Here is a 21366-nt window from a genome sequence, read left to right on the forward strand (position 1 = left end):
GGCAGGATGTGGGTGAGGATCGACAGGGCATTGATGCCCGGGTCGAACACGCCCATCCCCGGCGCCCGCCAGATCCAGGCCTGGCCCGGATGCCACTTCTCGACGTCCTCCCGCCAGTCGATGCGGAAGGACCGGATGCGCCGGTCGGAGAGCCATTCGCGCGCCCGGTCCACCGCGGCGGCCTCGCGCGAATGCCAGCTGGCGAACAGGGTGCGTCCGGCCGCCCCGGCCAGGGTCTCCAGCAGTCGCGCCTCGCGGACCGTGGCCGCAGGCGGCTTCTCCAGCATGACGTGGAGGCCGCGCGCCAGAGCATCGCGCGCGCAGGCGAAGCGCGGCCCTGGCGGCGTGCAGATGGAGACGGCGTCGACCGCCGCGCCCGTGTCGAGCAGCGCCGCGAGCGATCGATGGATGGGGAAGGGCGCGTCGGTCTCGGTGGTGTCGACGATCCCGGCGATCTGGAAGTCGGCCGACGCCTCCAGCGCCGGAAGGTGCTGCGCGCGCGCGATCGCGCCCCAGCCCACGACGACCACGCCGATCGGAGTATGGCAGCCGGAAGACATGGCGTTGGTCCGTGCCTCACTGTTCACCGGATGCGTCCGGAGCGTTGGCCGATTCTGATCAGCTGCGCGCGGGCGACGCGTCTCCGCATTCGCGCGGTCGGCGGCCGGCCGAGAAGAAGCGCAGGCTGGGACATTTCGCCAAGCTGCGTAGCCCATTTTGGGGACGCGCGGCCCGATCCCCTCCGCCACAATCGCGCCAACGAGCGGGGATTCATGTCGTTCAGCGGGCAGGGGCGGGCGGTAGCACTGGCGCTCATCATCGGCGCCGGCACGGGTGGATCGGCGCTCGCGGCGCCCGGCGATCCGCCGCCGCCGGCCTCGACACCTGTCCCGTGGACGGAGCGGATCGAAGCGGGGATCGAGTACCGCGGCGACTTCACCGCCGAGGATCGGACGCTGGTGGGCGCCCGCCAGGTCGCGGTCCGGTGCGCCATGCTGCCGTCCACCTCCGGCGAAGGGTTCGACATCTCGCTTCGTCAGACTCCGGACAACAAGATCTCGAACCTGATCAACCTGAGCCTGATCCTGGAGATCGGCGTGGGAAATTGCGCTGACTTCAAGCTGATCCGCGTATCCCCCTACGATCCGGCCGCGCCCCTGGCGCTCGGCGACAATGGCCGCGTTCGTTTCTTCTCCGGCGGCGGCGACTATGCGGTCCGGAGTCATGACCCTGGCGCGGGAGCCGGAGAAGGATTCCTTCGTGCTGCGCGTCCGGAAGCTGGACCCGACCGTGCGCGCCCGGACGTTCCAGCCGGGCTCCGCGGGCGGGGCGGCGACCCAGACCGCAGCGGCCAAGGCCCAGGCTGATGGGGTGGAGGAGGCGCGCACCGCCTATCTGCAGATGTGCGGCAAGGGGCAGGAGCGGCTGAGCGCCGCCACCTGCGGGGCCATGCGGCGCGATCTCGATGCCGCGACGGCGGCCCAGGCGGCGGCGGCCCGCGAAGCCGAGGTCATGGGCGTCTATCGCCAGCTCTGCGGCGGGGCCGGCCGCAAGCTGAGCGAGGAGACGTGCGCCTCCATGCTGGCGGAAGCCAAGCGGACGCTGGCGGCTCCGACCTCCGCGCCTGGCGCGGCGATTCCTGCCGGGCCTAGGAGGGCCGCCGCGCAGGCGCAGCCGGCTTCCGAATTGACGAGCGCCTACGAGGAGCTCTGCAACTCGGGGCCGCCGCAGGTCAGCGCCGAGACATGCGCAGCCCTGAAGGCCGACGTCGCTCCGCCTCGTCCTCGGAGCTCGCGGTGAGGTCGCGACCCCTTGCAGCTCTGTCGCTGCTCCTCTTCCTTCTGGGCGGCCTTGCGCCACATGCGGCGCACGCCAGCCAGGACGGCGCGCCGGCTGCGTCCGACGCCAGGGGCGCGTTCTTCGGCCCGCGGCGACCCGGGTGTCCAGAAGGGGGGCGCAGGGCCTGTTGGTGACGGAGGTCGTCCCGGGCAGCCCCGCCGAGGCCAGCGGCCTGCAGCCCGGCGACCTGTTGATCTACCTGGTGAGAACGGACGGGCCCCGGGACGCCTACCTCAAGCGTCCCCAGGTGCACGCCCGCGACCAGGGCGCCTTGGAGGCCTGGCTCGAGACGCAGGCGCCGGGCCTTGAGGTTCAGGCTTGGGCGTTGCGCAATGGACGGATGCTCCGCAATGCCGTGCGGCTCGCTCCGGCGCCCGGCGCGGGGGCGGGCCCGCTGGGGGCGGGGCACGCGCCGGGCCCCATGGAGACCGCGCAGAAGGCCTACCTGCAGATGTGCGGAAAGGGCGACGAGAAGCTCGGCGCAGCGACCTGCGCCAGCATGAAGCGCGACCTCGACGCGGCCCTTGCCAGGGAAGCCGCCGAGGCCCGAGAGGCCGAGGTGATGGCGCTCCACCGGCGGCTGTGCGCGCCGGACGCCCGGAAGCTGAGCGTGGAGACCTGCGCCGCCATGCTCACCGAGGCGGAGCGCACGCTGGCGGCGGCGCCGGCGCTAAGCCCGAAGGATTTCTCATCGGCGTCCGCGAAGGGCGCCTCCGCGCCGCCGGCTCGCCGCGGGCGAGGACCGAGCCCTGCGCCGCCGTGAAGATCGACGTCCCACCCTCCCGCAGGAGCCGCTGATGCGAGCCGCCATCATCTTGAGCACGCTGGCCTTAGGGGGAGCGCGGCGGCGCTCGCCCAGCCGCCGGATGCGGTGAAGGTCCGCGCAGCGTACGAGCGTCTCTGCACGGGCGACGCGCCGGCCAGCGTGGCGACCTGCACTGCGCTCCGGGCCGAGGTCGACAAGGCCGGCGTGCCGGGGACTGTGGGGTGGAGCGGTGTGATGGCGGGAGCGCCGGACGACGGGACCAAGGCGGTGCGCGTCTTCGCCGTGGATCCCCGCGGGCCCGCCGCCGCGGCGGGCGTTCGCACCGGCGACCTCATCGTTGCGGTGGATGGGCAGCCCTTCTCCGAGGTCGGGCCGTTCCTCAAGCACGCGCAGACGCTCAGGGTGCATCAGGCCGTGCGCCTGCGTCTGGTGCGCGGTGAACAGATCCTGGATGTCGGCCTGAAGCTCGCCGAGGCCCCGAAGGCCGCGCCGAAGCTCAACGCGCAACGAACCGAGGCGCGCGGCTATTCGCTGATGAAGCAGCTCAACGGCCTAAGCGGGGCCGGGCTTACGTTCGACAGGATCCGCATCGGAGAGGCTTTTGCCGGGATCTTGGAGGAGAGCGACGCCACGTCCGATTGGGGCAAGCGCGAGGACTGCCTTGAGATCGCCGACCCTGGGGCCCGGAACCTCATCGCCGTCGTGACGCCCAACGGCGCGCCGATGCGCGTCCACGCCATGCAGGGTCAGTGCGCCTTCGGGGCGCCGTCCACCTCTGCAGCCGGCGCCGATGGCAAGAAGGACTTCGGCATCAACTTCGCGACCCAGGCGGGCGCCAAGACCTACCTGATGGTCTCCGGGCCCGCGAGCCCGCTGCCCTATCGCGTCGTGATCCGTGAGCAGACAGCCAAGGAGACCCTGGCTTGGCGTGAGCAGGTCCGCCAGCGGCAGGTCGCAGCCGAGCAGCGCCGCCGGGCGGAAGAACAGGCCGCGGCGGACCGGCGACAGATGTGGGGCGCGGCCCTCCAAGGCCTCGTTGTGGGCTTCTCCGGGGCCGAGATGCCGGCGATGCGCGAGGACGGGTCCCTGCCGAACATGCTGGAGACCCTCAATGCCGGCAACGCCGCGCTCGAGCGGAAGAACGCCGAGGGGGCCGCGCGCCTGAACGCGACGATCGCCCGGGCCCAGGCCCAGGCCGATATCCAGCGGCGTGAGCAGGCCGCGCTGGCGGCGGCGGACGCCGAGGCGAAAACCCGGCAGCAGACGGCGAAGGTCGCGCAGGATCGCCAGGCTGCGACCATCGCCTTTGGCAACGCTCGTGCGGGGATAGAACAGAAGCTGCGCGAGGCGGCGACCCGCGGCGATGCCCAGCAGCTCCAGCTCTGGCGCGAGAGGCTTCGCGAGAACGATGCCCTGGCCGGCCAGTTCGGGGTAACCGAACAGGTCAGGCAGTATGCCCAAACCAAGGCCGGAACGGGCGTGCTCGGGCAGACGCCGGTGTCCGGGCTCCCCGCGCCGGTGGCCGCACCGTCCGGCCAAGCCGATCGGACTGAGCTTGCGCGGCAGGAAGCGGGCCGGGGCCAGGTCTGTCTCGACGGCCGCGTGATCGGGGCGCACAACCTCCGCTGCGAGGAGCCGCCGAAGGCGAGCCCCGCCGGCGGCCGCCAAGCCAGCGGCGTTGCGAATGGCGGGGCCAGCGGCCAGAGCGGCGCCGGGAACTCCGGCCCGCCGCCATCCCGGACCGGGACGGGACAGCCGCCCCGAACAGGCGCCGCCGTGGAATACGTGCAGCGCCCTGAGGGCGTCACGCTTTGCGAGCTGAAGGGGCCGCAAGCGCAGTTCAAGAACTGGCGGTGCGAGGGCCCGCTGCAGATGAACTACGTGAACTTCGAGAAGGCCAACTGGACCTCGGCGATGCTCTCGACCTGCGGCGGCAAGGGCCCTGTTCGCGACCTTGGAACGGCGGGCGGCTACCGCGCCTTCGGCTGTGGCCACGCGATCGACGCCGCGTTTCACAAGGACGTGCCGGCGCTGTTCGGGGTCGAATACGTGGCCGGACGCATCAGCTACCGTTGCCGGAAGGACCGGACGTCATGCACCCCTTGAGTGACCACCGCTGACCATCCGCCCAGGGTCGGCTGCGACTGCTCGCGCCTCGTTTGGTGGGGCTACGAGGGGACACAGGTCACGCTCTACGCTGTGAGCTTCCGCAAGGGCGGCAAGCCGTTGGCGCGCGGATTGGCCCCACCGATCGGCACTGGCGCCTTGCAACCATTCCGGGCAGATTGCCGTCTCAACGAGTGCGTGAGGCGACGGATGCCGCTGGATGTACAGGCTGACGTCGCGGCCATCGCGTCGATCGACGCCGTTCCCAAGCTCCTGGAAGTGATCTGCCGTTCGACGGGGATGGGCTTTGCGGCCGTCGCGCGGGTGACGGATGACCGCTGGGTGGCCTGCGCCGTGCGGGACGAGATCGCCTTCGGGCTCGAGCCCGGGAGCGAGCTCGATGTGGTCACCACCATTTGCGACGAAATCCGGGCGAGCGGTGACGCCGTGGTGATCGACCACGTCGACGAGGACGCCGCGTTCCGCGGCCACGCCACGCCGGCGCAGTACGGCTTCCAGAGCTACATCTCGGTCCCGATCCGCTACGAGGGCGAGTTCTTCGGAACGCTCTGCGCCATCGATCCCAAGCCCCGGGCGCTCAAGGCCTCGACGGCGCTGAAGACGTTCGAACTCTTCGCCGAGCTCATCGGCGCACAGCTCGCCGCGCAACGCCGGCTCGAGATCAGCCAGCAGGCCGTCGTCTCGGCGCACGAGACGGCGGAGCTGCGGGAGCAGTTCATCGCCGTCCTGGGTCATGATCTTCGCAACCCGCTGGCCTCGATCGCCGGTGGGCTCCACCTGCTGCGGAAGGCGGAGCTCGACGCCCGGGCTCACACGATCGTGCAGGGCATGGGCGAGAGCGTCGATCGTATCGCGGGCCTGATCGACAACCTGCTGGACCTCGCCCGCGGACGGCTCGGCGGCGGGTTCCACGTGGACCGCAGGGCGGACGCGGACCTTCAGGGCGCCCTCACGCAGGTGGTCCGCGAGCTGCAACTGGCCCATCAGGATCGCGAGATCCGTACGGACATCCGGCTTCCCGCAAGCGTCGAGGCGGACGCCCGGCGCCTGGCGCAGCTTCTGTCGAACCTGCTGGCCAACGCGCTCACTCACGGGTCTCCGACCGAGCCGATCCGTGTCCAGGCGGGGATCGTCGACGGACGCCTGGAGATCTCCGTCGTCAACGGCGGCGAGCCGATCCCGGAGGTCGCACGCGCGAAGCTGTTCCAGCCCTTCAGCCGCTCGTCCGTGCGTCCGCGCCAGGAGGGCCTCGGGCTCGGGCTGTGGATCTGCGCGCAGATCGCGGCCGCCCACGGCGGTGAGCTCAGCGTCGAGAGCGACGAGACCCGGACCCGCTTCTCCTTCCGCATGCCGGTCGGCGTCGAAACGTCGGCCGGGGCGCCTGTCGCCATGGCCGAATAGCCGGAAAGCTGGCCATGACCGACCCCCCGCCCGCGGCCGAAGCCGCTCCGGTTTCCCTCAGCCGCCTGTACCTGGCCGTGCACGAGCTCACGGCGGCGACGCGCACGAGCGAGGTGCTGGAGGTCCTGCGCCACGCCGTGCGCACCCTGACCCTGGCGCGCGGCGTGGCGGTGGTCGCGCGGGCGGAGGGCCTGTGCCACTACCTTGCCGACGACGCCGGGAGCGCACTGTGGCCGGAGCGGCGCTTCCCCATGGAAGAGTGTGTCTCGGGATGGGCGATGCTGAACGGGGCGCCGGCGGTCATCTCCGACATCTACCTGGACAATCGGATCCCGCACGAAATCTACCGGTCCACCTTCGTGCGCAGCCTGATCATGACGCCGATCGGCGAGGGCCGCGCCTACGCGGCCTTCGGGGCCTACTGGGACCATACCCGTCAGCACAGCCCGGCCGACGTCGAGTTGCTCGGCGCCCTCGGCAGCTGCGCCGCGAGCGCCCTCGAACGGATCTGGCTCGCCGAGCAGCTCGACGATCAGCGCCGCGCGTCCCGCGACCCGCCGCCGGCGACGGACGAGGAAGGACCGGATCTGCTGGAGTCCTTGCTTCGCCGCGAGGGCGAACTGGCGGACGCGCATCGCCGGCTGAACGCGATTCTCGACAACGCGACGGTTGCCGTCTTCCTGATGGATGAACGCCAGCGGTGCGCCTACATGAACGCCGCTGCCGAGACGCTGACCGGCTATACCTTCGCCGAGACCGCCGGCCGGACCCTGCACGAGATGGTGCACCACACGCGCCCGGACGGAAGTCCGTATCCGCTCGAGGAATGTCCCATCGACCGGGCGTTTCCGGACCGCGCCCGGATGCAGGGCGAGGAGATGTTCGTACGGCGGGATGGCAGCTTCTACCCGATCGCCTTCACCGCGAGCCCGATCCTGGACGAGGAGTCCCGCGCGGTCGGCACGATCCTCGAGGTTCAGGACCTCAGCGAGCGCAAGGCGGCCGACGCCGCGCGCGAACTGCTCATGCGCGAGGTCGATCACCGGTCCCGCAACGTGCTCGCGGTTGTCCAGTCCGTGCTCCGCCTGAGCAAGGGGAGCGATCCGACGCAGCTCAAGGCGGCGGTCGGCGACCGGATCGACGTCCTGGCGCGCGCGCAGTCGTCGCTGGCCCGCACCAACTGGCAGGGCGCCCGGCTCAGGGATCTGATCCAGGCCGAGGTCGAGGCCGTCACGTCTCTGGACCGCGTGGGCCTCTCCGGCGACGACCTCATGCTGGAGGTCGAGCAGGTGCAGCCCATGTGCATGATCCTGCACGAACTTGCCGCCAACGCGTCGAAGCACGGGGCGCTCTCCGAACCGGCCGGCAGGCTGGAGATCAGCTGGAGCCAGGCCGGCGGTCGCCTCATGTCCCTGACCTGGCGCGAGACCGGCGGCCCTCCCGTCACCCCGCCCGCGGACGGCGGCCTCGGGTCACGGCTCATCCATCAGGTGGCGCGGCAGCTGGGCGCCAGCGTGAACCTGGCGTGGCCCGAAACCGGGCTGGTGGTCACGCTGCGGGCCGATCCGGCCCCCTGATCCGCACCCGCGCGGCGGCAGACGAGGTCGCGTCAGTCCGCTGTCGGCGTCCCACACCTGGTGGACGGTCTGACGCATGGAGGCTTGCACCCTGCAGTTCATCCACACTCGGCCCCCGGGCGTGGGCGACGTCGCGCTGCGCAGGTTCATGAGGTGATCGCAGCCAATCCGAACGCGTCCCTCCGCTGGGAGCGGGAAGGCGCTCCGCGTCCTGGGCCCTGCAAGGCTCGAAAAGCGAGAGAAGAGTTTGGTGGGTGTACAAGGATTCGAACCTTGGACCCGCTGATTAAGAGTCAGCTGCTCTACCAACTGAGCTATACACCCGTCCCGGCTCCGGAGACCCAAGGGTCGGCCGGCGGCGAGGGCGCGGAAAATACGCGAAATCGCGGGCTTGGCAAGGCGTGTAGGCGGAGTTGTTGCGTGACGGCGAGCGATCAGACGCAAATTATTGATTTTGCTTACCTCGAAGGTTTCGCCGCTGGCGACATGGAGGTGGTTCTCGACGTCCTCGCGCTCTTTTGCCAGCAGGCCGAGAGCTGGGCGGAGGGCCTTGACTCCTCGAACCCGGACTGGCGCGCCGTGACGCACACCATCAAGGGCGCCGCGAGGGGCATCGGCGCCCGGACGCTCGGCGACGCGTGCGAGACGGCGGAATTCGGCGCGACCGAGGACCTGCCCGCCGCGAAGGCGGCGCTCGACGACGCGGTGGCCGAGATCCGCCTCTACCGGGCGAAGCGGAGCTAGATTCCCGCGCCGTGGTCGATGGCGGCCAGCGCTGCTTCGTGGGCGGCGGCCTCGGCCTCGATCCAGCTGATGAAGGCCTTCACCTGGGGCAGGCGGCCCTTCGCCTTGGGATGGACGAGGTAGTAGGCGAAGTCGACGGCGGTGGCGATCTGCAGCGGCGCGATCAGGCGGCCGGCGTCGAGGTCGGCCTGGGCGAGGGTCCGCTTGGCCAGCGCCACGCCCCGGCCGTTGGCGGCGGCCTCAATCACCAGGCTCGACTGGTTGAACCGCGGCCCGCGGTGGCCGTCGATACCGCGCAGGCCGCGGGCGGCCAGCCACATGGGCCAGTCCGGGCAGCTGTCGTCGATCTCCGGCGAGCCGTCGTGCAGCAGGATGTGGTTCTTGAGGTCTTCCGGCGTATCGAGGGGGACCTCCTTCAGGAGCTCCGGGCTGATCACGGGGATGACGGTCTCGCTGACGAGGCGCTTGACCTCCAGGCCCGGATAGCGGCCGGCGCCATAGCGGATCGCCAGGTCGACCTCGCCGGCGGTGAGGTCGACGAGTTCCATGCCGGCGGAGAGCCAGACGTCCACCTGCGGATGGGCGCGCTCGAAGGCGCCGAGCCTCGGCACCAGCCATTTGGCGGCGAAGGAGGGGGGCGCGGTGATCGTCAGGCGCCGGCCGTCCACCGCGGCGGTGAGCAGGCTGGCCGCCTCGGCAAGGCGGTCGAAGGCCTCCCGAAGGGCCGGCAGAGCCGTCTGGGCGGCGTCGGTCAGCAGCAGGCCCTTGGGGGTGCGCTTGAAGAGCGCCGCGCCCACATAGTCCTCGAGATTCTGGATCTGTTGGGAGACCGCCCCGGGCGTCACGGAGAGCTCGTCCGCCGCCCGGCTGAAGTTCAGGTGGCGCGCCGCCGCCTCGAATGCCCGCAGCGCGTTCAGGGGCGGCAGGCGGCGGCGCTCGGGCGTTCGTTCCATAAGATTCTCTGACAGCCCCGACAGAAGTCTTGCCGTTGCGAATTGGACCGCCCGACACCTATTTGCAAGCGTCCGCCGCTGTATTGGCCCTTTTCATCGGCGGGCTCGAGGCGGGACGGGCCAGGGGTCCCGTCTCTGACTCAGGGCGAAGCGCGTTTAGAGAAGCTAATTCATGCCGCATCCCACCGACAAGATCAGAGCCCGGTCCAAGCGCGCCGACCGGCTGGTCGTGCTGGGCGGCAGGCCGGCCCGCCGGCCGGGCGAGGTGTGGCTGGTGGGCGCCGGTCCTGGCGACCCCGAACTCCTGACGATCAAGGCGCTGAAGGTGCTGCAGCGGGCCGAGGTGGTGGTCCACGACGGCCTGGTCTCGGACGAGATCCTGGCGCTGGCCCCCGAGGGCGCGCGCCTGATCTCGGTCGCCAAGCGCAAGTCCCGCCATTCCTACAGCCAGGACGAGATCAACCGGATGCTCGTGGCCTTCGCGCTCGAGGGCCTGAACGTCGTGCGCCTGAAGGGCGGCGATCCGTTCATCTTCGGCCGCGGCGGTGAGGAACTGGAAGCCTGCCGGGAAGGCGGCGTCGAATGCCATGTGGTCCCGGGCGTCACGGCGGCGCTGGCGGCCGGCGCTTCGGCCGGCGCGCCCCTGACCCACAGGGGCTCGGCCCAGGCGGTCACCTTCGTCACCGGCCATGCGGCCAAGGGCGCGGAGCCCGACCTCGACTGGGAAGGACTCGCCCGGGCCAACCACACGGTCGTCATCTACATGGGCCTCTCCATGGTCGCCCCGATCGCCGCGCGCCTGATGGCCGCCGGCCGGGCGGCGGCGACGCCGGCCCTGATCGTCGAGAACGCCAGCCGGAGCGACGAGCGCCGGGTCGTGACGACCCTGGCGGGCCTGGCCGAGGCCGCGGCCTCGCTCTCCGGCCCGGCCCTGCTGATCGTCGGCGAGGCCATGGCTCTGGCTCAGGCCGGCGGCGGCGAAGTCGAAGCTCTGATCCGGGAGGCGCGCGCATGAAGGCGCTGACGGCCAATCGTCTGAGCGACGGCGAAGTGGTGTTCTGGAAAGGCGGCCAGTGGGTCGAGCGCTTCGGCGACGCCGAGGTGTTCGCCGACGACGAGGCGGCGATCGCGGCCGAGGCTCACGGCAAGAACCAGCCGACCGTCGTGGTGGACGCCTATCTGATCGACCTCGTGGAAAGCGAGGGGCTGTGGGCGCCGGTGTCGTTCCGGGAGCGTATCCGCGCGCTCGGGCCCACCAACCTGAACCACGGCAAGCAGGAGGAGGGCGGCGCGGCCATCCAGGCCCTGCAGCACGCCCATGGCGCGGCCCGATCCTCGGGCCGGGTCAATCTGATCAAGCGCAAGTAGGGGGCGCTCCGATGTACCAGTACGACACCATCGACAAGGCCATGCTGGAGGACCGGGCGGCGGAGTTCCGCGGCCAGGTCGCGCGGCGGCTGGCCGGCGAGATCACCGAGGACCAGTTCAAGCCGATCCGGCTGATGAACGGCCTCTACCTGCAGCTCCACGCCTACATGCTGCGGGTGGCGATCCCCTACGGCACGCTGAATCCGACGCAGCTCCGCAAGCTCGCCTGGATCGCGCGGACCTACGACAAGGGCTACGGCCACTTCACGACGCGCACCAACCTGCAGTTCCACTGGATCAAGCTGGCCGACACGCCGGAGATCCTGGACCAGCTGGCGAGCGTCGACCTGCACGCCATCCAGACCAGCGGCAACTGCATCCGCAACGTCACTTCCGACCCCTACGCGGGCGCCACGGCCGAGGAGCTGGACGACCCGCGCGTCTGGGCCGAGGCCATGCGCCAGTGGTCGACTTTCCACCCCGAATTTTCGTTCCTGCCGCGCAAGTTCAAGATCGCGATCACCGCCGCGCCGAAGGACCGGACCGCGGCCAAGGTGCACGACATCGGCCTCGTCCTGCGCCGCGCCCGCGACGGGGCGCTGGGCTTCGAGGTGATGGTCGGCGGCGGCCTGGGGCGCACGCCCTATGTCGGGCCGACGATCCGCGAGTTCCTGCCGGCCAACCGGCTGTTCTCGTACCTGGAGGCTATCCTGCGCGTGTACAACCGCCACGGTCGGCGGGACAACGCGTTCAAGGCGCGGATCAAGATCCTGGTCGCCGCCCTCGGCAAGGAGGAGTTCGCCCGCCAGGTCGAGGCCGAGTGGGCCAAGATCGGCGACTCGACCGACCTGCCGGACACCGAGCTCGCCCGCATCCGCGGCGCGTTCGCGCCGAAGAGCTTCGAGACCCTGCCGGCCCGCTCGGAAGCCTTCGAGACCGCCAAGGCGGCCGACCCGGCCTTCGCCCGGTTCGTGCGCAACAACGTCAAGCCGCACAAGAAGCCCGGCTACGCCATCGTCGACGTCAGCCTGAAGGCGATCGGCGACACGCCCGGCGACGCGTCGGCCGAGCAGATGGAGGTCGTCGCCGACCTCGCCGAGCGCTACGGCCAGGGCGACGTGCGCGTGACCCACGAGCAGAACCTCGTCCTGCCGCACGTGAAGCTGGACGACCTGCCGGTCGTGCATGCGGCTCTGGCCGCGGCCGGACTGGCCACGCCGAACATCAACCTGATCAGCGACATCATCGCCTGCCCGGGGCTGGACTACTGCGCGCTCGCCAACGCCCGGGCGATCCCGATCGCCCAGCACATCGCCGAGAAGTTTCGCGACCAGGAGCGCGCCGAGCGGGTGGGCGAGCTGAAGATCAAGATCAGCGGCTGCATCAACGCCTGCGGCCACCACCACGTGGGCCACATCGGCATCCTGGGCGTCGATAAGAAGGGCGAGGAGTTCTATCAGCTCACGCTCGGCGGCTCCGGGGCGGAGGACGCGACGGTCGGCCAGATCCTGGGGCCGGCGCTGCCCTACGACCGGGTGGCGGACGCCGTGGACACGCTCGTGGACGTCTACCTGCGCGAGCGCCAGGGCGACGAGCGGTTCCTCGACACCTTCCGGCGCACGGGCACGGCGCCCTTCAAGGAGGCCGTCTATGCCGACGTACATTAGGATCGAGGACGGCCGGGCGCGCCTCGCCGAGGACGCCTTCAGCCACGTGGCCGACGACATCGCCGACCTGGAGACGGGCGGCGTGATCCTGTCGCTGGCCCGCTTTGAGGCGGAAGGCGACCGGCTGATCTCGGAAGGCCGCCGGGTGGGCGTGCGCCTCGCCAGCGACGAGCAGGTGGAGGCGCTGGCCTACGACCTGCCCAGGATCTCGCTGGTGGCCCTGGACTTCCCGAAGTTCCGCGACGGCCGCGCCTACACCAACGCGCGGCTGCTGCGCGAACGGCTGGGCTTCAAGGGCGAAGTGCGTGCGGTAGGGGACGTCCTGCGCGAGCAGGCAGGCTTCATGCTGCGCGTGGGCTTCGACGCCTTCGAGCCGGCGGACGGTTCGAACGCCCAGGAGTGGGACGCCGCCCTCCGCCGCTATCGCCACGTCTACCAGCGCGCGGCCGACGGCCGCGCTCCGGCCTTCGCGGAGCGGGAACGGTGAGCATGGCCTTCGACCTGGAACGCGCGGCGCACACGCCGACGCTGGCGGAACGGCTCGACGCGAGCTTGCGCGACGCGCACCCGGTCGAAATCCTGAAGACCGCCGTGGAGCTGTTCGGCGACAAGCTGGCGCTCGTCTCCTCGTTCGGCGCGGAGTCGGCGGTGCTGCTGCACCTGATTGCGCAGATCAAGCCGGACACCCCGATCCTCTTCCTCGACACCGGCATGCTGTTCGGCCAGACGCTGGACTACCGGAAATCCCCTGGCCGCGCGGCTCGGCCTGACCGAGGTCCGGGACATCCGCCCGCACTACGCCGACCTCGCCACCGCCGACCCGCAGTCGAAGCTGTGGCAGACGGACACCGACGCCTGCTGCCATGTGCGCAAGGTGGTCCCGCTGGACCGGGCGCTTGGCGGTTTCGGGGCCTGGATCACCGGCCGCAAGCGCTTCCAGGGCGGCGATCGGCTCCGGCTCAAGGTCGTCGAGGAGTCCGGGGGTGCGTTGAAGTTCAACCCTCTGGCCAACTGGACCAAGGCCGAGCTCGACGCCTATGCGGCGGAGCACGACCTGCCCGCCCATCCGCTGGTGGCGCAAGGCTTCCCCTCGATCGGCTGCTGGCCGTGCACCCAGCCGGTGGAAGAGGGCGAGGACGCGCGCGCCGGGCGGTGGAAAGGGTTGGACAAGACGGAATGCGGCATACATGTCGCCCGTGCGCCCGGCGCCGTCGCCGACATGGGCGGCGATATCTAGAGAGCTAGACCAGTCGATGAACGATGTGACCGTGGCCGCGCCGGCCCTCAAGGCCTCCGGCGCCTTCTACGTCGAGACCGTGACCTGGGTTCGGCACTGGACCGAGAGCCTGTTCTCGTTCCGGACGACGCGCGATCCCGGCCTCCGGTTCTCCAGCGGCCAGTTCGTCATGGTCGGATTGATGAAGGAGGACGGCAAGCCGCTCGTCCGCGCCTATTCCATTGCCTCGCCGGCCTGGCACGAGGAACTGGAGTTCTACTCGATCAAGGTGCCGGACGGTCCGCTCACGTCCCGCCTGCAGAACATCAAGGTCGGCGACCAGGTGCTGATCGGCCGCAAGCCGACCGGGACCCTGGTCCTGGACGGCCTGAAGCCCGGCAAGCGGCTCTACATGCTGGGCACCGGCACGGGCCTCGCGCCCTGGCTGTCGCTGGCCCGCGACCCCGAGGTCTATGAGCGCTTCGACGAGGTGATCGTCACGCACACGGTGCGCGAGGTGAAGGATCTCAACTACCGGGAGCTCTTCGAGGAGGAGCTGGCCCAGGACGAGATCCTCTCCGAGGTGATCGGGGGCAAGCTCAAGTACTATCCGACCGTCACGCGCGAGGACTTCCGCACCCGGGGCCGGATCACCGACCTCATCGAGAGCGGACAGATGTTCCGGGACCTCGGGACCCCGCCGTTCGACCCGGCGATGGATCGCGTGATGCTCTGCGGCGGCCCCTCGGTCCTGGCGGACCTGAAGCAGCAGCTTCTCGACCGGGGCTACGTCGAAGGCTCGATCGCCTCGCCGGGCGACTTCGTGCTCGAGAAGGCGTTCGTCGAGACCTGATCGGCGATGTGGGCCAACACGAACTCGGCCCGGGTCTCCACGTCAGTCTTCGGAAGCTCCAGCAGGACGTAGCCGGCGTCGGCGTAGGCCTTCGCGCAGAGCTCGTAGCTCGCCACCGCCTCGTCCCAGGTCTGGTCGCGCTCGGCGTCCTGGACATAGATCTCGCGCCACGGCGGGGCGATGAAGGCCGTGGGATTGTACCGGTGCTCGCTGACCGCCGCCCAGCCCTCCGGCGTCGGGAAGGTCGCCCAGGCGTCGACGATCGTGCGGTCGAACAGGGCCGGCCCCTCGATCACCTGGAAGTGGGCGAGGTCGCGCTGCAGCATCATGTTGGCGAAGAAGGGCAGGGGCGGGCGGCCGCCATGCTCGCGGATGATCGCGCGCGCGCTTTCGGCCACGCAGACGAGGCCGCGCGCCTGCAATGCGAGCAGGAGCGCCGTCTTGCCCGCTCCCGGACCGCCGGTGAGCGCGAAAAGGTCAGGTTTTAGGATCAGATGCGCCTCCTCGGCGCGAACGTCAGAGGGTGTAGGCGATCAGCAGCGCAACCAGGGCCAGACCGCCGACGCCATGGGCGATGGCCATGCGCACGGCGATCTGAACGACGGCGGGGCCCTCTGCGCGTCGGAGCTGACGGTACTGCCAGAGGATGGCGGCGAGGCCGGCGGCGGCCACGACAGCAAGAACGCCGGTGACGACCGGCTGCTGCACGAATGCGGTGAATGCTTCCAGAGGAATAAACCGAGGCTAGCCCGGAGGGCAGCCCTTGAACTCGCCAACCTTCACGGCCGACAGCGTCGCCAGGTTCAGCGACTTGATGGGGTTCATCGAGGACGAGCCCTTGCCGGTGTAGAGATCGATGCGCTTGCCCTTGATCGCGCCGCCGACGTCTGAGGCGTACCAGTAGCCGTCGTGCAGCTTGCCGTCGGGCATCTTCAGGCCGACCGTTTCCTTGATGAACAGCACGCTGCGGCGGGGGATCACCGTCTTGTCGGTGGCCACCGTGCGCATGGCGACGACCTTGCAGCCGAGCGAGTCGAGGGCGCCCACGCCCTTCGCGCCCGCGTGGTAGAGCGTGGCCTTCACGTTCCAGCCCGGCGCATTCGGCAGGCTGCCCGTGATGACCGACATAATCAGATCGCCAACCGGATCCGAGGTGGCGGCTTGCGCGTTAGAGGCCACAGCGATCGAGGTGAAAGCGGCCAGGGCGGCGAGGCGGCGTCGCATGACGGCGTCTCCTTCGTCGTTGAACTGGTGGCGGGATTCCTAGCCGGACTCCGCCCGAGGGGCAACCCGCGGCGGGTGCGGCCGCGTGGCTTGTGAGAACGGCTAACAGTGTCGTCGAGCTAAGATCGCTTGCCTTCGTTTAGATTTTCTTGCCTCTCCGGCGGGTGAAGCCCGGGGGATGGGATGAAGGTGTTCGGCGACTCGAAGTCCGGCAACTGCCTGAAGGTCAAATGGGTCTGCGATCAGCTAAATCAACCGTATCAATGGGTTGAGACCGACATCATGGCCGGGGAGAGCCGCACGGCGGCGTTCCTGGCCATCAACCCGGCCGGCCAGGTCCCGGCCGTGATCCTCGACGACGGCCGGCCGCTCGCCCAGTCCAACGCGATCATCCTGCATCTCGCCGAAGGCTCCGACCTGATCCCCGCCGAGGCCTACGACCGCGCCCGGATGCTGGAGTGGATGTTCTGGGAGCAGTACAGCCACGAGCCCTACGTCGCCGTGGCGCGCTTCCAGGTGCGCTACCTCGGCCGGCCGGTCGGCGAGCTGGAGGAGCGGATCGTCACCCGCGGCAGGGCGGCGCTCCAGCGGCTCGAGGACGGCCTGGCGCAGTCCCCTTATCTCGTCGGCGACAGCCTGACCCTCGCCGACGTGGCCCTGGTGGCCTACACGCGCGTCGCCCACGAGGGCGGATTCGACCTCGCCGACTATCCGAAGGTGCAGGCCTGGGTCGGTCGGGTGGAGCAGGATCTGAACATCACCGACCTCTCGCCAGCCTAGGCCTTGCGTTGCGGCGGGAGACCCCGCAAACGGAGGCCATGCAGCGCCTCGCCTCCGCTCTCGCCGTCGCCGCCCTGATCGGGCTCCCGTCCCACGCGCTCGCCTGGGGCAACGCCGGCCACCGGATGGTGGGCGAGGCGGCCGCCAAGGCCCTGCCCACGGAGGTCCCGGCCTTCCTGCGCAGCAAGGGCGCCATCGCCGACCTCGGCGAGCTGTCCCGCGAGCCGGACCGGTCGAAGGGCGCGGGCCGGATCCACGACCACGACCGCGACGCCGCCCACTTCGTGGACCTGGGCGAGGACGGCAAGGTGCTGGGCGGGCCCGATTTCCTGCCGTTCCAGGCGACCAAGGCCGACTACGAGACCGCGCTCAGGGCCCACAACATCGACATGTGGAAGGCCGGCTACCTCCAGTTCTCGATCATCGACCGGCGCCAGCAGCTCACCTTGGACTTCGCCTACTGGCGGATCCTGAAGGCGGCCGAGGCCAACCCGAAGTGGAAGAAGAACCGCGCCTGGTTCAAGGCCGACCGTATCCGCCGCGAGGGCCTGATCCTGAAGACCATGGGCGAGCTGGCGCACTTCGTCGGCGACGGCAGCCAGCCGCTGCACGTGAGCATCCATTACAACGGCTGGGGCGACTATCCGAACCCCAACGGCTACTCGACGGCGCGCCTGCACGGCCCCTTCGAGAGTGAGATGGTCAAGGCGCGGGTGAACGCGAAGGATGTGGAAGCCCGAGTGGCTCCGCTGCGGGTCTGCGACTGCTCGCTGGAGCAGCGGACCGCCGACTATCTGCTCGCCACCGGTAAGCTGGTGATCCCGTTCTACGAGATGGAGAAGGCCGGCGGCCTGGCCGAGGGCGACCCGCGCGGGCCCGAGTTCGCAACCCGGCAACTGGCGATCGGCGCCTCGGAGCTGCGTGACCTGACCGTCGAGAGTTGGCGGGCGAGTGCGGGCAGCAAGGTCGGCTGGCGTCCCGTGGCCGTCGCCGACGTGGAGTCCGGCAAGGTCGATCCCTATCCGAACCTCTACGGCATAGACTGATGGCGGCGGTCCCGCAGTTCGGGACGCCCGAGCCGGGCCAGGACACGCCCGACCGGCCGGCCGCCTTCGCCGTGATCCTGCGCCACGACGTGCTGGCGGTGATGCGGGTGGATAGTCGCCGGCGCGGGCGGGTTTATGACCTGCCGGGCGGCGGGATCGATCCTGGCGAGAGCCCGGCCGAGGCCGCGGTCCGCGAGTGCGGCGAGGAAGCGGGGCTGGAAGTTGCCGTCGACGCCGAGCCCTTCGCGCTCGCCGACCAGTTCTTCGTCAACGACGACGGCTGGGCGCACAATTCCCGCGGCCGCTTCCTCGAGGGACGGGTGATCGCCGACGCGCCGGCGCTCAAGGTGGAGGACGATCACACCCTCGTCTGGATGCCGCCGGAGCGCGCCCTGGTGGTGCTGGACCGTGAGGCGCACGCCTGGGCGGTGGCCGCCTTCCTCAGGCGGCTTGAGCGGGCGCGTCCGAACGGCTAACCGGGAGCCGATCCCCGGGAGAGTCCATGTCCGAGACAGCGGCCAAGATCATCGACGGCAAGGTCCATGCCGAGCGGGTCCGTTCCCGCGTGGCCGACGAGGTGGCCAGGCTCCGCGCCGACTACGGCCTGCAACCGGGCCTGGCGGTGGTGCTGGTGGGCGAGGACCCGGCCAGCCAGATCTACGTCCGCTCCAAGGGCGAGCACTCCCTGGCGGTCGGCATGCACTCCGTCACCCACCGGCTGCCGGCCGACGCCAGCCAGCACGAGCTGCTGCGCCTCGTGGGCGAGCTGAACGCCGATCCGGCGATCCACGGCATCCTGGTGCAGCTGCCGTTGCCGAAGCACCTGGACGAGCAGGCGGTGATCGCGGCCATCAGCCCGGACAAGGACGTGGACGGCCTGCACGTGGTCAACGCCGGGCGCCTGGCCAACGGCGTGCCCGCCCTGATCCCCTGCACGCCGCTGGGCTCGATGATCCTGCTGCGGGAGACGGTGGGCGACCTGACCGGCCTCAATGCGGTGGTGGTCGGCCGCTCGGTGCTGGTCGGCCGGCCGATGGCCCAGCTCCTGCTGCAGGCCGACTGCACCGTGACGATCGCCCACTCGAGAACGCGGGACCTGCAGGCCGTCTGCCGTCAGGCCGACATCCTGGTCGCCGCCGTGGGCCGGCCGCGGATGATCCGCGGCGACTGGATCAAGCCGGGCGCGGCGGTGATCGACGTGGGCATCAACCGCGTGCCGTTCGACGATCCGGTGAAGGCGGCCGCGGGGCGCACCAAGGTCGTGGGCGACGTGAACTTCAAGGAAGCGGCCCAGGTGGCCGGCTGGATCACGCCCGCGCCCGGCGGGGTCGGCCTGATGACGGTGGCGGTCCTGCTGCAGAACACGCTCACCGCCGCCAAGCGGATCGCCGGCCTGGACTAGGCGACCGGCCGGGCCTCGGTTTCCAGCCAGCCGACCACCTGGCCGAGGACGTCGCCGACGGCGCGGTCGTAGGCATTGACGATGGTGCTGACCCGGTTGCTGGCGGCCGGCACGCGGGCCTCGAAGATCCGCTCCTGGGCATAGTCCCGGTCCCGAGGCCGGGTCAGCACGGCGCGCACCCGCACCAGCACGGTCGGCGCGGCATCCTCGCCGTCGTCGTAACGGGTCTCGAAGTTCCGCACGTCCATCCTGAACACGTACTGGGCCCGCGAGAGTTCGCCGCGCGAGACCAGCCGCACCTTGCCCGGCGTGGCGTCGAAGGCGGCCAGCACGGCCTGGTCCCACAGCACCGAGGCCGGGGCCACCCAGCGGCTCTCGGCGATGTAGCGCGCCTCGCCGCCGGTGATCGCCAGCAGCCGGTCGCCCGCCGTCTCGCCCTGGAACACGCCGTTGGCGCGGAATACGGCGACCGCGCCGGCGGCCGGCGGGGCCTGCGCCTCCGTCACCGGGCCCTGGCCGAAGCGGTAGAGCTGGGAGGGCTTGCCGCCGCCCAGGAGGCCGCCCAGGCAGCCCGAGAGGCTCACACCAAGGGCGGCGATGACCGCGAAGCGAAGGAGGGCGGTCGGACGGATCAAGGCTGCACCTCCAGCTCTTTGGACTTGGGTTTCAGCACCGCGCCGGCCCCGCCGCGCTGCACCTCGTTGGTGAGCCGTTCCAGGCTCTCCGCCGCGCTCTGCAGCTGGATCACCGCGGCGGTGATCTGCGGCAGGCCGTTGGTGGCGAAGTCCGCGGTCGGGGCCTGCAACGAGCTGATCATCGCCCGCGCGTCCGTCGCGGCCTGCTTGGCCTCCTCGGCGGCGTCGGCGACGTTGGCCAGCGTCCGCCTGCCATCGCCATTGATCAGCGTCCGGCTGTCCCGGATGGCCAGCGTCAGCTCGCCGGACGCCTCGTCGATCCGCTGCAGCGCGCTTTGCGCATCGGCGATCAGGGCCTTGCGTTCGCGCAGCTCGGCGGAGACCGCCTGGGCGTCGGACACCACGGCGGAGAAGTTCTTGATGTTCTGGTCGGAGAGCACCCGGTTCACCCGGTCCAGCGCCTCGATGGTGCGGGTCAGCACGGTGCCGCCGCCTTCCAGCAGGTCGGAGAGGGTGCTGCGCTGGCTGCGCAGGATCGGGATCTTGTCGTCGGGCACGGTGTCCTTGAGCAGCGGCCTGGACGGCGTGCCGGCGGTGATCTGGATGTAGTTCACCCCGGTGATGCCCTGCGGCTCCAGGGTGGCGTAGCTGTCGACGCGGATGGGCACGTCGGAGGTGACGCGGGCCCGCGCGATCACCCGGCTGGGGTTCGTGCGATCCAGCGCGATGCGGGTGACCTCGCCCACCTTGATGCCGTTGAAGTGCACCTCGCCCCCCTTGGTTCAGGCCGCGCACCGGGCCCTGGAAGAGGATGTCGTAGAGGTCGTTCTCCTGCCGGAACTGCCAGCGGGCCAGCCAGATGACGAAGATCACCAGCCCGATCGAAAGGATCAGGGCGGACAGTCCCACCATGGCGTAGTTGGCGTTCTTCTCCATCAGGCCTCCGTCCTCGCCCCATTCCCCGTCAACTTGGCCGCCGCGGCCCTTGCCGCGCGCCCTCGGGGGCCGAGGAAATATTCCCGGATCCACGGATGATCCGAGGTCTCCAGCTCGCGCACCGGGGCGCTGGCGACGACCTTCTTGTCGGCCAGCACCGCGACCCGGTCGGTGATCTCATACAGCGTATCGAGATCGTGGGTGATCATGAACACGGTCAGGTCCAGGCTTTCCGACAGATCCTTGATCAGTTCGTCGAACGCCGCGGCTCCGATCGGATCCAGGCCGGCGGTGGGTTCGTCGAGGAACAAGAGCTCCGGATCGAGCGCCAGGGCCCGGGCCAGGCCAGCCCGCTTGCGCATGCCGCCCGAGAGTTCCGCCGGCTTCAGCACGCCGGCGTCGGGGCGCAAACCCACCAAAGCGATCTTCAGCTCGGCCAGTTCGTAGATCTCCGCCCGGCTCAGGTTCGTGTGCTCGAACATCGGAGCCGCAACGTTCTCCTTGACCGTCAGGTTCGAGAACAGCGCGCCCTGCTGGAAGAGCACCCCCCAACTCCGGTTGATGGCTTCCCAGCGCCGGCGCGATGCGGTGTTCAGGTCGTTGCCGAAGACGCGGATCGTGCCGCCCTGCGGCTCGCGCAGGCCGATGATCGAGTTCAGCAGCACCGACTTGCCCGCACCCGAGCCGCCGACCACGCCCATCACCTCGCCGCGCTCCACGGTGAGGTCCACTCGGTCATGCACCACGTGGTCGTCGAAGGCGTTGATCAGGCCGCGCACCTCGATCGCCGGGCCGCTGTCGCCGACGATCTCCTCGTCCGTGAGGTTCCGTT

Annotated in this window: 22 protein-coding genes, 1 tRNA gene and 2 pseudogenes; 16 read left to right on the forward strand and 9 right to left on the reverse strand. The window is 70.3% G+C overall.

All coding sequences use genetic code 11. The annotated features are described in order from the left end of the window. Positions 1-263: 263 nt before the first annotated feature. Positions 264-1226: pseudogene (locus LRS04_RS27020) on the reverse strand (Gfo/Idh/MocA family protein); the annotation flags it as partial. Between LRS04_RS27020 and LRS04_RS16940 the strand changes: the two are divergent. The 5 genes from LRS04_RS16940 (at position 1225) to LRS04_RS16965 (ending at position 7710) form a co-directional block, all read left to right on the forward strand. Further along, complete coding sequence (locus LRS04_RS16940; RefSeq protein ID WP_308238167.1) at positions 1225-1800, forward strand: hypothetical protein; 576 nt, start codon at positions 1225-1227, stop codon at positions 1798-1800. The pseudogene LRS04_RS27020 and the gene LRS04_RS16940 sit on opposite strands and share 2 nt — an antisense overlap. 139 nt (positions 1801-1939) lie before the next feature. Then, positions 1940-2602 carry a PDZ domain-containing protein gene (locus LRS04_RS16945; RefSeq protein ID WP_257817347.1) on the forward strand — a complete coding sequence of 221 codons (663 nt, stop codon included), beginning with the start codon at positions 1940-1942 and terminating at the stop codon, positions 2600-2602. Positions 2603-2710: 108 nt separating this feature from the next. Continuing rightward, a complete protein-coding gene (locus LRS04_RS27025) occupies positions 2711-4711 on the forward strand; it encodes a PDZ domain-containing protein (RefSeq protein ID WP_308238168.1) in 2001 nt (666 codons plus the stop codon). Between the two features lie 210 nt (positions 4712-4921). Beyond that, entirely contained in the window at positions 4922-6133 is a 1212-nt protein-coding gene (locus LRS04_RS16960) for a GAF domain-containing sensor histidine kinase (RefSeq protein ID WP_257817348.1), read from the forward strand. Between the two features lie 14 nt (positions 6134-6147). After that, positions 6148-7710, forward strand: a complete 1563-nt coding sequence (locus tag LRS04_RS16965; protein WP_257817349.1) for an HWE histidine kinase domain-containing protein — start codon at positions 6148-6150, stop codon at positions 7708-7710. Positions 7711-7958: 248 nt separating this feature from the next. Here the strand turns inward: LRS04_RS16965 and LRS04_RS16970 are convergent. After that, positions 7959-8034: transfer RNA gene (locus LRS04_RS16970), tRNA-Lys, on the reverse strand. Positions 8035-8130: 96 nt separating this feature from the next. Between LRS04_RS16970 and LRS04_RS16975 the strand changes: the two genes are divergently transcribed. Next, on the forward strand, positions 8131-8454 hold the full coding sequence (locus LRS04_RS16975; protein WP_257817350.1) for an Hpt domain-containing protein: 324 nt from the start codon (positions 8131-8133) through the stop codon (positions 8452-8454). Here the strand turns inward: LRS04_RS16975 and gcvA are convergent. Beyond that, entirely contained in the window at positions 8451-9407 is a 957-nt protein-coding gene (gene gcvA, locus LRS04_RS16980; RefSeq protein WP_257817351.1) for a transcriptional regulator GcvA, read from the reverse strand. The two genes, LRS04_RS16975 and gcvA, sit on opposite strands and share 4 nt — an antisense overlap. 172 nt (positions 9408-9579) lie before the next feature. Between gcvA and cobA the strand changes: the two genes are divergently transcribed. The 6 genes and pseudogenes from cobA to LRS04_RS17015 all read left to right on the forward strand — a co-directional run bounded on the left by cobA (position 9580) and on the right by LRS04_RS17015 (position 14511). Then, positions 9580-10422 carry a uroporphyrinogen-III C-methyltransferase gene (cobA, locus tag LRS04_RS16985; RefSeq protein WP_308238169.1) on the forward strand — a complete coding sequence of 281 codons (843 nt, stop codon included), beginning with the start codon at positions 9580-9582 and terminating at the stop codon, positions 10420-10422. Further along, entirely contained in the window at positions 10419-10775 is a 357-nt protein-coding gene (locus LRS04_RS16990; protein WP_257817352.1) for a DUF2849 domain-containing protein, read from the forward strand. Before cobA ends, LRS04_RS16990 begins: the two co-directional genes overlap by 4 nt. Positions 10776-10786: 11 nt before the next feature. Beyond that, positions 10787-12442, forward strand: coding sequence for a nitrite/sulfite reductase (locus tag LRS04_RS16995; protein ID WP_257817353.1), 1656 nt, complete (start codon positions 10787-10789; stop codon positions 12440-12442). Beyond that, a complete protein-coding gene (locus LRS04_RS17000; protein ID WP_257817354.1) occupies positions 12426-12929 on the forward strand; it encodes a DUF934 domain-containing protein in 504 nt (167 codons plus the stop codon). Before LRS04_RS16995 ends, LRS04_RS17000 begins: the two co-directional genes overlap by 17 nt. A 2-nt stretch (positions 12930-12931) precedes the next feature. After that, positions 12932-13679: pseudogene (locus tag LRS04_RS17010) on the forward strand (phosphoadenylyl-sulfate reductase). A gap of 16 nt (positions 13680-13695) precedes the next feature. Beyond that, the gene (locus tag LRS04_RS17015; protein ID WP_257817356.1) at positions 13696-14511 is read left to right on the forward strand and encodes a ferredoxin--NADP reductase; all 816 of its coding nucleotides are present in this window, start codon (positions 13696-13698) and stop codon (positions 14509-14511) included. Here the strand turns inward: LRS04_RS17015 and LRS04_RS17020 are convergent. The 3 genes from LRS04_RS17020 to LRS04_RS17030 are packed head-to-tail and all read right to left on the reverse strand — an operon-like array spanning position 14445 to position 15735. After that, positions 14445-15005 carry an AAA family ATPase gene (locus LRS04_RS17020; RefSeq protein WP_308238373.1) on the reverse strand — a complete coding sequence of 187 codons (561 nt, stop codon included), beginning with the start codon at positions 15003-15005 and terminating at the stop codon, positions 14445-14447. The two genes, LRS04_RS17015 and LRS04_RS17020, sit on opposite strands and share 67 nt — an antisense overlap. Before the next feature lie 22 nt (positions 15006-15027). Beyond that, positions 15028-15219, reverse strand: coding sequence for a hypothetical protein (locus tag LRS04_RS17025; RefSeq protein WP_257817357.1), 192 nt, complete (start codon positions 15217-15219; stop codon positions 15028-15030). Positions 15220-15255: 36 nt separating this feature from the next. Beyond that, complete coding sequence (locus tag LRS04_RS17030; protein ID WP_257817358.1) at positions 15256-15735, reverse strand: 3D domain-containing protein; 480 nt, start codon at positions 15733-15735, stop codon at positions 15256-15258. 183 nt (positions 15736-15918) lie between these two features. Here LRS04_RS17030 and LRS04_RS17035 point away from each other — a divergent pair, with 183 nt between their 5' ends. The 4 genes from LRS04_RS17035 to folD are packed head-to-tail and all read left to right on the forward strand — an operon-like array spanning position 15919 to position 18963. Beyond that, entirely contained in the window at positions 15919-16515 is a 597-nt protein-coding gene (locus LRS04_RS17035) for a glutathione S-transferase family protein (protein WP_257817359.1), read from the forward strand. Positions 16516-16553: 38 nt separating this feature from the next. Then, positions 16554-17561, forward strand: coding sequence for a S1/P1 Nuclease (locus tag LRS04_RS17040; protein ID WP_257817360.1), 1008 nt, complete (start codon positions 16554-16556; stop codon positions 17559-17561). Then, positions 17561-18037: an NUDIX domain-containing protein gene (locus LRS04_RS17045; protein WP_257817361.1), complete on the forward strand. Its 477-nt coding sequence runs from the start codon at positions 17561-17563 to the stop codon at positions 18035-18037. Before LRS04_RS17040 ends, LRS04_RS17045 begins: the two co-directional genes overlap by 1 nt. A 26-nt stretch (positions 18038-18063) precedes the next feature. Continuing rightward, complete coding sequence (folD, locus tag LRS04_RS17050; RefSeq protein ID WP_257817362.1) at positions 18064-18963, forward strand: bifunctional methylenetetrahydrofolate dehydrogenase/methenyltetrahydrofolate cyclohydrolase FolD; 900 nt, start codon at positions 18064-18066, stop codon at positions 18961-18963. Here folD and LRS04_RS17055 read toward each other — a convergent pair. From LRS04_RS17055 to LRS04_RS17065, 3 genes are all read right to left on the reverse strand, one after another. Then, complete coding sequence (locus tag LRS04_RS17055) at positions 18960-19598, reverse strand: ABC-type transport auxiliary lipoprotein family protein (protein ID WP_257817363.1); 639 nt, start codon at positions 19596-19598, stop codon at positions 18960-18962. The genes folD and LRS04_RS17055 overlap by 4 nt on opposite strands. Further along, the gene (locus LRS04_RS17060; RefSeq protein ID WP_257817364.1) at positions 19595-20365 is read right to left on the reverse strand and encodes an MlaD family protein; all 771 of its coding nucleotides are present in this window, start codon (positions 20363-20365) and stop codon (positions 19595-19597) included. Before LRS04_RS17060 ends, LRS04_RS17055 begins: the two co-directional genes overlap by 4 nt. A gap of 168 nt (positions 20366-20533) precedes the next feature. Continuing rightward, the gene (locus tag LRS04_RS17065) at positions 20534-21343 is read right to left on the reverse strand and encodes an ABC transporter ATP-binding protein (RefSeq protein ID WP_257819166.1); all 810 of its coding nucleotides are present in this window, start codon (positions 21341-21343) and stop codon (positions 20534-20536) included. Between the last annotated feature and the right edge of the window lie 23 nt (positions 21344-21366).

The organism is Phenylobacterium sp. J367, from assembly GCF_024699985.1.
Lineage (GTDB): Bacteria > Pseudomonadota > Alphaproteobacteria > Caulobacterales > Caulobacteraceae > Phenylobacterium.